Origin of the sequence: Anabaena sp. WFMT (assembly GCF_051781005.1) — a bacterium.
GTDB lineage: Bacteria > Cyanobacteriota > Cyanobacteriia > Cyanobacteriales > Nostocaceae > Anabaena.
Window position 1 is genome coordinate 50,819 of the sequence record NZ_JBPWOA010000023.1, and the last position, 11,021, is coordinate 61,839.

An 11,021-nucleotide genomic window follows, 5' to 3' on the forward strand; every position below is an offset into this window, starting at 1 on the left:
GGTATATTCCATAACTAGTAATGATTAAAATAAAATCCCGCAAGCAACACAACCTATGGTTTGAAAGGTTAATGGCCATTACTGCCACTGTTAACCTAGGGTTAGTTTTGTTTGATTTAAGTTATGTACCTTGGCGGGATTTCTACTTCCGAAGAGTTCCTCAGATCACCCAGATATATGATCCAATTAAAGGTATTGAAACTCATCGAGACACGAAAAAATATCTGGAAACAGTAGCTGCATTAGAAGAACAGGTTAGTCAAACAGGGTTAAACTCACCTGTGGTAATCGCCAAGCTAGAGGAAATTAACCGTCTCAGCAGTGAGATGATTGATAGTAACCCTTTTGCGGGTGCGGGTAAGAGTGGATCTTTGGAAAAAATTAAAAACCGGATGCGGGAACACATTGGCCAAGAATCTGCAAAACGTGCCTTTGCTACTTTTTGGAGTCCGGGGTATTTGTCTAAAAATGGTTGGATTCAAGAAATTAGTTTTTTCAATCAGCAAATTCGCCCTTCAATGGCTACTAATTATTACCGCAAAATCGGGGATAATGGGGAATTTTTGGATAATTTTTGGTTAATTGATTTACCGTTTGTAGTGATATTTGGCTTGGAATTGCTAGGACGTACTTTTTATATCAAACGTCAAAATCGGCATTTAAGCCTGTTAGAAGCGATTTTGTGGCGTTGGTACGATCTATTTTTACTAATTCCCGTTTGGCGTTGGTTGCGAGTTTTACCAGTAATAATTCGTCTAGATCAAGCACAGTTAATTGATCTACATTTAGTGAGGCGACAAATTCATCAAGGGATAGTAGCCAATTTTGCCGAAGAAATCACAGAAATAGTGGTAGTGCGAGTCATAAATCAAGTTCAGGGTTCAATTCAGCGAGGCGATCTTACTCGGTGGCTATTGCAGCCGGAAAAAGAGCGTGCCTACATAGATATTAATAATATAAATGAAGTGGAAGCGATCGCTGGACTGTTATTAAAAACCGTTGTTAATCAAGTACTACCCAAAATCCAGCCAGAAATTAATGCAATTTTGAGCCACAATATCGAAACCGCTTTCCAGCAAATACCAGTTTATCGTCATCTACAAATGCTTCCAGGTGTGGGACAAGCACAAAACCAAGTCAGTGAACAATTAGTCAACCAAATTACCACTAACCTATATAGTGCATTGGTTAGTGCCATTCAAGATCCAGTAGCAGCAAAACTTACTAACGAATTAATCGAAAAGTTCAGCACGGTTTTAGGTTCCCAAATCCAGGAAAAGCACGTAATTACAGAAATTCAAAGTTTACTCAACGACTTTCTCGAAGAAGTCAAAATTAACTACGTCCAACGTTTATCCCAAGAGGATATTGACCAAATTATTGAGCAAACCAGGCAGATGAGAAATAAAGCATCTGTTCAGACAGTAGTACATAAAGGCGTTCTCCCAGAAATCCGCGATAGGTAAAGGAGATGGGGAGAATAACTAATTCCCTATTCCCTGTCAACTTACTAATGACTAATGACTAATGACTAACGAAAAAAATACGCTACACTCATGTTAGGGGCGAACCAACGACGGTTCGTCACAAGACTTCTTGGAAGATATCCCTATCGCAGGAAGTGGGTAAATGCCCACTTTTTTTATTGAATTCTCGCATGACTCATCCCTTAGTCCCACAAATTATTGAATTAGCCACACCAGTAGCAGAAGAACTGGGATTGGAAGTTGTTGGTATAGTTTTTCACACCAACCAGCGGCCACCAGTTTTGCGGGTGGACATCCGTAATCTCCAACAGGACACTGGCCTGAATGATTGTGAACGGATGAGCCGTGCTTTAGAAGCCTCCTTAGATGCGGCAGAGATAATTCCAGATGCTTATGTATTGGAAGTATCCAGTCCTGGTATTTCGCGACAAATAGTGACCGACAGGGAATTTATTTCTTTTAAGGGATTTCCTGTAACTATCTCCACTTCTCCACCCTACGACGGACAGCAAGAATGGATTGGTCACTTGATTCGCCGGGATGAAACAACAGTTTACCTAAATCAGAAAGGTCGTGTAGTTGAAATTCCCCGTTCTCTAGTTACCAGGGTGCAGCTGGATGAGCGCCACTAATCGATTTTAGATTTTAGATTTTAGATTTTAGATTTTAGATTAGGGGTTTTAGATTTTTATCTAAAATCCAAACTTTAAAATCCAAAATTTTACTGGATGCTGACATAAAATTTAAGGAGATTGCTTATGTCAATGGTTACTTTACCTGGATTAAAAGAGTTAATTGAAAGTATCAGCCGCGAGCGAAATTTACCTCGTTTAGCAGTTCAATCATCTATTAGAGAAGCACTACTTAAAGGTTACGAACGTTATCGTCGCGCCCAAAATTTAGAGCGTAGACAATTTGATGAAGAATATTTTGATAATTTTGAAGTAGAACTTGATATTGAAGGAGAAGGATTTCGCGTTCTTTCTACAAAAACTATTGTTGATGAAGTTAGTAACACCGACCATCAAATTTCCTTAGAAGAAGTACAACAAGTAGCACCTGAAGCCCAATCAGGGGACTCAGTAGTACTAGATGTTACCCCAGATCAAGGGGAATTTGGTCGCATGGCGGCAATGCAAACCAAGCAAGTACTAGCACAAAAACTGCGGGATCAACAACGGCAGATGGTGCAAGAAGAGTTCCAAGATTTAGAAGGAACTGTTCTGCAAGCTAGAGTTTTAAGGTTTGAGCGTCAATCTGTAATTTTGGCAGTTAGCAGTGGTTTTGGTCAACCAGAAGTAGAAGCTGAATTACCAAAACGGGAACAGTTACCTAATGATAATTATCGGGCTAATGCCACCTTTAAGGTATATCTCAAAAAAGTATCTCAAGGTCAGCAAAGAGGCCCTCAATTGCTCGTTTCTCGTGCTGATGCGGGATTGGTAGTTTATTTATTCGCCAACGAAGTCCCAGAAATTGAAGATGAAGTGGTGCGAATTGTAGCTGTAGCACGAGAAGCCAATCCCCCTTCCCGTTACGTAGGTCCCCGGACTAAAATAGCAGTAGATACCCTAGATCGCGATGTAGACCCAGTTGGGGCTTGTATTGGAGCTAGAGGATCTCGAATTCAAGTGGTAGTTAATGAGTTAAGAGGTGAGAAAATAGATGTAATTCGCTGGTCTCCAGACCCTGCAACCTACATCGCTAACGCCTTAAGTCCAGCACGGGTAGATGAAGTACGCCTGATGGACCCGGAAACTCGGCAAACCCACGTTCTCGTAGCTGAAGATCAACTAAGTTTGGCTATTGGGAAAGAAGGACAAAATGTCCGATTAGCCGCCCGATTAACCGGTTGGAAAATAGACATTAAAGATAAAGCTAAATATGACTATGCCGCAGAGGATGCTAAATTTGTGGCTGTAAGAGCAAAATATCAACCGGAGGATGATGAAAATGACATGGAGGAACTAGAAGATGAAAATCAAGAAGAATTAGAATTAGAGCATGATAATTTTGACGCTGAAGAAGATTAATCCTCAACTGCGGTTGAGAACTGTCTACTAACTGTCAAATGTCAAACATATTACTGGAAAACATTCGACAAGTGTCAAAATGGACAAGCAAGAATTAATTTTAGGGGATTATAAACTGCTGAACTGACTGATGAAACCGAACTATCGGCGTTGTATTAGTTGTCGCCGCATAGGACTCAAAGAAGAGTTTTGGCGGATTGTCCGCGTCTTTCCATCTGGAAAGGTACAATTAGATCAGGGCATGGGGCGTTCTGCCTATATTTGTCCACAAACTAGCTGCCTACAAGTAGCTCAGAAAAAAAATAGATTAGGGCGATCGCTACATGGAACAGTGCCTGAAGCAGTTTATCAGGAACTGGATCAGCGTCTAGCCCAAAGCAATACCCAAAAAAATCACATTTAATTGGAACAACTTAAAGACGGTAATCTCTAGAGCAATTGTGATGAAAGCCAAACAATTGGCACTCTCATCACTCCCTCTGGTATCGTTGGGGTTAGTGCCAAAATAGTAAATGGGTGTAAACAGCAAGCCGCTCTCCTTTCATAGAGAGAGATGACTAAGCAATACTCCCAACAAGTTTTACTCGATTGTGTTGTGGAAGACTCAGAATCAGCAAAACAAAAAACTCAAGTATGGCAACCTGGTAGCGCTTTAGCGCAGTTCGGCTTCAAGGCTGTCCATAAAAATTTTTTAAATCAAAAATTTTTGTGGAAGTCAGTCAACCATCATTCCAGATGGGGATGCCAGAATTAAACCGAAACATCTCTCTTTCCTAATTGGAGGCACCGGCAACATCACCAAGGGCAACCTAAAAAACAGTGATCAAAGGATGGAGATGTCACAAACCAGGCAACCATCCGCTAAAACTGTAAATTAAAGGGGAAAGAGTGGATGAACAACGGCAAAGTTAGAATCTACGAATTATCAAAGGAATTGAATTTGGATAACAAAGAGCTATTAGCAATTTGCGACCAGCTCAACATCGCGGTCAAAAGTCATAGCAGCACAATCTCAGAATCTGAAGCTGAACAAATTCGTATGGCTGCGGAAAAACTCGCAGCTACGAGTGTCTCGCCCAAAAAGGAATTAGGTACAAATAACCATAAACCAAATTCACCTCAAACTGGCGGACGTAACCGACCTGCAGCAGCAGCCCACAAACAGCAAATTTTGGAAATTCGCAAACCCAAAATATTGAGAAACACTACCTCCAACGCCCCAGAGGCGTCAATTGATACTAATAACCAAGTCGCTTTGTCTGATAGCATGAGTGACGTTCGCGATAGCGCACAGGAGGCATCAGCCATAGCTAATTCTCCTTCACCTCCACGGCCTTTCGCTACACCAGTCTCGCCCATGAAGCCGACGGCACCAACTCGACCTGTACCCCGGAATCAATCGGAGACCCCGCAGAAACCTAATATTGCGGAACCGGATCAGACAACTAATAATGCAAATCCAGTAGGGGAAAAACCTGAAAAAGTGGTTTCCCCAAGAGCAAAACCAGAAAAAGCTCAAAAACCGCAGTTAGTTGCTCCGCCCTCAAGACCTCTAGAGGAAACTGATGAGCCTGCTACTGAGCAGCTAGTTCCGGCAATAAAACCGGTTCTCAAACGAGAACGACCAACGCGGGGTGAAGACGAACGCGACCAGGCCAAGCCAAGAGTCAGCAAACCAAGCACAGATCAGAAGGCACGTTCAACTCCATCACCGCTCAAACCTGAACACAGAGCGAGTAGACCATCTACGCCTGGAATATCAACGGATGTACAACGTCCAAGACCAGCGCGTCCTGGTGAATCGCCAGCTACACCAACTGCGACTCCACCAAGGCATATGGTAGGAGCAGGGGCGAAAAAAGAGGGATTAGATGATAATACCCCGATCGCACCTGATCTCCTGGATTTGAAACGCCCCACACCTCCTCGTCTAGCCAAGGGTGGAAAAAAATGGCAAGAAGAGGAGATAATTGACGAAATTAAAGAGAAGGCTAAGATTGGCCCCAAAGGCAAACGAGTCAAACCCATCCTAGATGATGATTTTGAAGAAGATGACTTGCTGGATGAAGAGGGTCTGGAAATTCCAGCTACCGTCCAGGTAAGTCTTTCCATCGCTCGTCCTCCTAAGCCCAAATCGACTCGACCTGCACAGCAACCAACATTAGTCGCTGCTGCCCCAACTACTAGAAATAAGAGGTCTGGTTCTTCTTACCGTGACAACAATCGTCGTCAACAAGAAGCAGAGGTCAAACAGGAACGTCCAGAAAAACTAATTGTCACAGGCCCACTGACAGTCCAAGAGTTGGCTGAAGGCTTGGCTGTTGCCGATACAGAGATTGTGAAAATCCTGTTTATGAAAGGCATGGCGGTAAGTATCACCCAAAATCTGGATATTCCGACCATTACCCTGGTAGCTAAAGAGCTAGAAGTAGAAGTCGAAATCACTGAACCAGAAGCAGAAGCCCGGAAAGTCACGGAAATGATTGACGTGACCGACTTGGAACACCTGATTCGTCGTCCGCCAGTTGTGACGATTATGGGTCACGTAGACCACGGTAAAACCACTCTACTCGACTCGATTCGCAAAACTAAGGTGGCTGCTGGTGAAGCTGGCGGTATTACCCAGCATATCGGCGCTTACCACGTGGATATAGAACATGATGGCAAAAAGCAACAAATTGTCTTCCTAGATACTCCTGGTCACGAAGCTTTTACAGCTATGCGGGCAAGGGGAGCGCGGGTAACAGACATTGCTATTTTGGTAGTAGCTGCCGATGATGGTGTCCGTCCCCAAACCATAGAAGCTATTAGCCATGCTCAAGCAGCAGGTGTACCAATCGTTGTTGCCATTAACAAGATTGATAAAGAAGGCGCACAGCCAGAACGGGTTAAACAAGAATTAACCAATTATGGACTGACGGCAGAAGATTGGGGTGGTGAAACAATCATGGTTCCTGTCAGCGCTATTAAGGGCGAGAACCTAGATACGTTACTAGAAATGATCTTGCTAGTAGCTGAGGTAGGAGAACTATCTGCTAACCCAAATCGTGTTGCTAAGGGAACAGTAATTGAAGCTCATTTGGATAAAGCTAAGGGTGCAGTTGCTACCCTGCTGATTCAAAACGGTACTCTCCATGTCGGAGATATGCTGGTAGCTGGTTCTGCCTTTGGTAAAGTTCGGGCAATGGTTGATGACAGAGGCAAACGAGTAGATGTTGCTAGTCCTTCCTGCGCTGTTGAGGTACTGGGTTTAAGTGATGTACCCGCAGCCGGTGATGACTTCGAGGTGTTCGAGAACGAAAAAGTAGCACGAACTCTAGCAAGCGATCGCGCCGACAAACAACGTCTATCCCGTCTATTACAAGGACGTGTAACCCTCACAACCCTTTCTGCTCAAGCCCAAGAAGGCGAGTTGAAAGAACTCAACTTGATCCTCAAAGGAGATGTTCAAGGTTCAGTAGAAGCCATTATCGGATCTCTCAAGCAAATTCCCCAAAACGAAGTCCAAATTCGGATGCTGTTGGCTACTGCTGGAGAAATTACAGAAACAGATATCGACTTGGCTGCTGCTAGTAACGCTGTCATCATTGGTTTTAATACCACTTTTGCCAGTGGTGCAAGACAAGCTGCTGATGAAGCAGGTGTAGACGTGCGGGAATACAACATCATCTACAAACTTCTGGAAGATATCCAAGGGGCCCTTGAAGGTCTTCTCGAACCAGAGTTGGTGGAAGAATCCTTGGGACAAGCAGAAGTACGTGCCGTTATCCTCATCGGTCGTGGTGCAGTTGCAGGTTGTTATGTTCAATCTGGTAAGGTCGTTCGTAATTCCAAGCTGCGAGTACGTCGTGGTAATAAAGTGATCTACGAAGGCGTTCTTGACTCCCTCAAACGGATTAAAGAAGATGCCCGTGAGGTTAACTCTGGTTATGAATGCGGTATCAACGTTGATAAATTCCATGACTGGGCTGAAGGTGACATCATTGAAGCCTATCAAATGGTAACCAAACGCCGTACCCTCACCCTCACTAAGTAATGTTGAGTAGGGAGTGCTGAGTTAATTTATGAATGTTGAGTTGGCGTAGCTTTTAGTTCAACATTCAAACCTGAAACCTCAGCACTCTTAACTTTTAAAAAACAAAACAGGAGGCAAGGGGAGCGCAGCCAGAGGCAGAAGGCAGAAAGCAAAAGGAAAAAAGATTTTGTTTCATTTGTTGCTAGTGCTAACTGCCACTAGTTGGAGTCTCATTACTTAAAAAAATCTCTTTTTAATTAAAAACAACTTGTTTTTACACAAAAATTTGGGTGTAGTGTCAGTTTTAGTGACCAATAACACAGAACTTATTGCTACATAAACATTATCTTTAGAAAAGATTTAAGTAAAATTTCAGAATTTGAGGGGTATGGGTGAATCACATCTTGACCCATTTCACAGATTTTAGATTTGACTTCGTTCATCTCTTGCCCCTTGTGGGCAAAACAGATCATCAATCCGCAATCGTTCGACTGACTTGTACCGATCCTTGTCGTTCTCTTTGAGACTCTAAGCATTCGCGTAGCGTCCCGCAGGGAAGTAGCGCTGACGAAGAAGTCTAAAATCTAAAATCGTCTAACTCTGGAAGTTAAAAATGAGGAATGAGGAACTATGGCTCAAATTTCAGCTTCTAGCACCGGCCAATTCTCTCGTGATGCTAAATTTTGGCACAACCTTAAGAATGCAATTTCTACTAGTTCCGGTTTCCAGCGCTGGCAACTAGAATGTACTGCTCAATTACAAGGTCTACGCCTAGAACAGCAAGTCCAAAGGTATTTACGAGAAACCTTAGAAACTTTAGCTTATTAAAAAAACAGTAAATCTTTGGAAACCTGTTGACAACTAGCGGAGGGCATGGGAAAAATTTTCCAGAGCTTTAACCGCAAATCTCATGACAAAATTTCACAAAAGCAAAAAAATTACCTTTTTTATTCTAATACGGTTCAATTAACCCCCCTCAGGCTAAACACTGTGGTTAAGGTTAACTGAACCGTATTGTTTTTTAATAATAATTTTCACTGAACAAGTGTTGATGATCGAGTATAGTTTCGCATGGGTTTTACAGTTAAACCCTGTGACCTTAGACTATGTTCAAAGTCCCGTCATCAAGTACATCAGAAAAATTAAAATGAAATATAGGGGTTTTCATATCTCTACTTTAACCTTAGGAACCAGCCTAACAGCTTTGTTAGTTATTACTGGCGCTTCTATGCTACTGCCCAGTACGGTCAACGCTAGTTCCAGACCAACTTTAACTGCTCAAATTCCAGCCAGTGCAACAGTGATTTACGTTAATCCTGTTACTGGTAATGATCGTAATAGTTTTGGTACTACCCCAGAAGCACCATACAAAACAATTACCTTCGCTATTTCACGGGCCCAATCAAATACAGTTATTCAACTAGCGCCTGGTAGCTATACCAAAGATACTGGAGAAACTTTCCCCTTGTTGCTCAAACCAGGAGTAATACTTCTGGGTAATGAAGCTATCAAAGGTCAAGGAACAGCAATTATAGGTGGTGGTTATTACACCAGTCGCACCTTTGCTAGACAAGACATTACAATCTTGGCTGAGAATAACACCACTATTACAGGTGTCACTGTTACTAACCCCAATCAACGAGGTACTGGGATATGGGTAGAGTCAAGTAATCCCATTATCAAAAATAGTACTTTTACAAACAGTGCCAGAGATGGTGTTTTCATTACAGGTACAGGAAATCCCAAAATTGAAAACAACGTCTTTGTAAAAAATCAAGGCAATGGGGTTTCAGTAACTAAATCTGCTCAAGGGGAGATTCGCAATAACTTATTTCAGGATACTGGTTTTGGTTTGGCTATTGGTGGTGCTGCCACAACTCTAGTAGCAGGTAACAACATCGTTGGTAACAACGACGGTATGTTTATCTCAGAATCGGCTCAACCTGTACTCCGTAACAATGTCATTCAGAATAATAAACGGGATGGTATTGTCGCAACTATTGATGCTCTTCCCAACCTCGGTACTAATGACAACCCTGGTGGTAATCTCATCCGTGATAACGCCCGTTATGATTTGAATAATTCGACGAAGGTTAACAGGATTGTTGCTATTGGTAATGATATCGATCAAAAGCGCATTTTCGGCGCAGTCGATTTTGTGGCTGCAACCGTTAACCAACCTGGTGGGCCTGTAGTTTTTCAGGATGTGCCTACAGGTTATTGGGCCAAAACCTATATTGAAGCTTTAGCTGCCCAAAATATTATTGCAGGTTTCCCCGATGGTACTTTTAAGCCCAATGAGCCTGTCACTCGCGCTCAATTTGCTACCATTATCACCAAAGCTTTAACACCCCCAGCTAAACGTACAGCTATTCAGTTTAGGGATGTGAACAGCAATTTTTGGGCTTATGGAGCAATTCAATCGGCTTACCAGAGTCAATTTGTGGCTGGGTATCCTGATGGTACGTTTAAACCACAGCAACAAATTCCCAGAGTACAGGCATTAGTTGCTCTAGCAAATGGTTTGAATTTGACTGCCAATAATAACAATATTCTCAGTTTTTACACTGATGCGGCTCAAATTCCCAATTATGCGATCGCACCTGTTGCGGCTGCAACTGTACGACAATTAGTGATTAATTATCCTATGGTGCAACAACTTGATCCTAATCGTGAGGCAACTAGAGCAGAAATTGCAGCTTTTGTTTATCAGTCACTTGTGACTATTGGCAGGGCGCAACCAATTCCCTCTCCCTATTTGGTGACAGCACAGTAAGCTGAGTTGGGAAACTGAAAGCGCCAGACTATGAATAAAATTTTCATCTGGCGCTTGATGTTTTTTGATTTTTAGCTCTTAGGGACTTCCAAGAAATAAATTATTCGGATTAACGAACCGCAGAGGCGCAGAGGACAAAGAGGAATAAGGGTTTGAGAGATTTTTACGTTAGGTGGTTGAGTATTTTTTTATTTGGAAGTCCCTTAAAGACGTTTTTGCCGACTTTGTTCCCATTTCCAAAGAAATATCATCAAGGCGACTATTCCCACTTGAAGCGCGAAATTGGGCAAGGTGCTGTCAATATTCTTGCCAGCAAGCAGTTGAAAAAAGAAGGTGAATGCGCCGATAAAACCAGAAGCACCAACACCTATATAGATAAATTGCCGCAAACCACGATAGGGGGCTGCTATTTCGGCTTTCAGGTGGGCATATTGTTTAGAGTTAAGACGATTTTGGGAATTTGGATCTATCATAGGTAAATAATGCTATAATGTTAAGCTGTGTATGCCGATGTGGCTCAGGGGTAGAGCAACTGATTCGTAATCAGTAGGTCGTGGGTTCAAATCCCATCATCGGCTTTAGTTATTTAATATTCTTGCAAAAAGAGCGAACTGACAAGTCAGCGCTTGCGCGATGCCTGCGGCGAGCGTAGCTATCGCTTTCTCTTATAAAATATGACCGCTTCCCTTGATAAAGGTAAAGCTGTGATT

At 42.6% G+C, this 11,021-nt stretch carries 9 protein-coding genes and 1 tRNA gene; 9 read left to right on the top strand and 1 reads right to left on the bottom strand.

Annotated features, from left to right (window positions below; genetic code table 11):
- Window positions 1-20 precede the first annotated feature (20 nt).
- The 8 genes from ACSQ6I_RS14855 (at window position 21) to ACSQ6I_RS14890 (ending at window position 10,311) form a co-directional block, all read left to right on the top strand.
- A complete protein-coding gene (locus tag ACSQ6I_RS14855) occupies window positions 21-1,466 on the top strand; it encodes a hypothetical protein (protein ID WP_438891090.1) in 1,446 nt (481 codons plus the stop codon).
- Between the two features lie 191 nt (window positions 1,467-1,657).
- Window positions 1,658-2,119 carry a ribosome maturation factor RimP gene (gene rimP / locus ACSQ6I_RS14860; protein ID WP_438891091.1) on the top strand — a complete coding sequence of 154 codons (462 nt, stop codon included), beginning with the start codon at window positions 1,658-1,660 and terminating at the stop codon, window positions 2,117-2,119.
- A gap of 126 nt (window positions 2,120-2,245) precedes the next feature.
- The gene (gene nusA / locus ACSQ6I_RS14865) at window positions 2,246-3,520 is read left to right on the top strand and encodes a transcription termination factor NusA (RefSeq protein ID WP_438891092.1); all 1,275 of its coding nucleotides are present in this window, start codon (window positions 2,246-2,248) and stop codon (window positions 3,518-3,520) included.
- A 130-nt stretch (window positions 3,521-3,650) separates the two neighbouring features.
- A complete protein-coding gene (locus tag ACSQ6I_RS14870) occupies window positions 3,651-3,923 on the top strand; it encodes a YlxR family protein (protein ID WP_438891093.1) in 273 nt (90 codons plus the stop codon).
- Window positions 3,924-4,073: 150 nt separating this feature from the next.
- Window positions 4,074-4,274, top strand: coding sequence for a hypothetical protein (locus tag ACSQ6I_RS14875; RefSeq protein ID WP_438891094.1), 201 nt, complete (start codon window positions 4,074-4,076; stop codon window positions 4,272-4,274).
- A gap of 138 nt (window positions 4,275-4,412) precedes the next feature.
- Window positions 4,413-7,556: a translation initiation factor IF-2 gene (gene infB, locus ACSQ6I_RS14880; RefSeq protein WP_438891095.1), complete on the top strand. Its 3,144-nt coding sequence runs from the start codon at window positions 4,413-4,415 to the stop codon at window positions 7,554-7,556.
- 609 nt (window positions 7,557-8,165) lie between these two features.
- Complete coding sequence (locus tag ACSQ6I_RS14885; protein ID WP_438891096.1) at window positions 8,166-8,363, top strand: hypothetical protein; 198 nt, start codon at window positions 8,166-8,168, stop codon at window positions 8,361-8,363.
- Window positions 8,364-8,682: 319 nt separating this feature from the next.
- Window positions 8,683-10,311 (top strand): DUF1565 domain-containing protein, encoded by a 1,629-nt coding sequence (locus ACSQ6I_RS14890; RefSeq protein WP_438891097.1) that lies wholly within the window; start codon window positions 8,683-8,685, stop codon window positions 10,309-10,311.
- A 203-nt stretch (window positions 10,312-10,514) separates the two neighbouring features.
- Here the strand turns inward: ACSQ6I_RS14890 and ACSQ6I_RS14895 are convergent, their stop codons facing one another.
- A complete protein-coding gene (locus ACSQ6I_RS14895) occupies window positions 10,515-10,784 on the bottom strand; it encodes a DUF3493 domain-containing protein (protein ID WP_015214918.1) in 270 nt (89 codons plus the stop codon).
- Between the two features lie 33 nt (window positions 10,785-10,817).
- Between ACSQ6I_RS14895 and ACSQ6I_RS14900 the strand changes: the two genes are divergently transcribed.
- Window positions 10,818-10,889, top strand: a tRNA-Thr gene (locus ACSQ6I_RS14900).
- The last annotated feature ends 132 nt before the right edge of the window (window positions 10,890-11,021 follow it).

Excerpts from the sequence above, each read along its gene's own strand:
- infB (WP_438891095.1), top strand. The coding sequence starts at position 4,413 with ATGAACAACGGCAAAGTTAGAATCTACGAATTATCAAAGGAATTGAAT.
- ACSQ6I_RS14870 (WP_438891093.1), top strand. The coding sequence starts at position 3,651 with ATGAAACCGAACTATCGGCGTTGTATTAGTTGTCGCCGCATAGGACTC.
- nusA (WP_438891092.1), top strand. The coding sequence starts at position 2,246 with ATGTCAATGGTTACTTTACCTGGATTAAAAGAGTTAATTGAAAGTATC.
- ACSQ6I_RS14875 (WP_438891094.1), top strand. The coding sequence starts at position 4,074 with ATGACTAAGCAATACTCCCAACAAGTTTTACTCGATTGTGTTGTGGAA.
- rimP (WP_438891091.1), top strand. The coding sequence starts at position 1,658 with ATGACTCATCCCTTAGTCCCACAAATTATTGAATTAGCCACACCAGTA.
- ACSQ6I_RS14890 (WP_438891097.1), top strand. The coding sequence starts at position 8,683 with ATGAAATATAGGGGTTTTCATATCTCTACTTTAACCTTAGGAACCAGC.
- ACSQ6I_RS14855 (WP_438891090.1), top strand. The coding sequence starts at position 21 with ATGATTAAAATAAAATCCCGCAAGCAACACAACCTATGGTTTGAAAGG.
- ACSQ6I_RS14895 (WP_015214918.1), bottom strand. The coding sequence starts at position 10,784 with ATGATAGATCCAAATTCCCAAAATCGTCTTAACTCTAAACAATATGCC.
- ACSQ6I_RS14885 (WP_438891096.1), top strand. The coding sequence starts at position 8,166 with ATGGCTCAAATTTCAGCTTCTAGCACCGGCCAATTCTCTCGTGATGCT.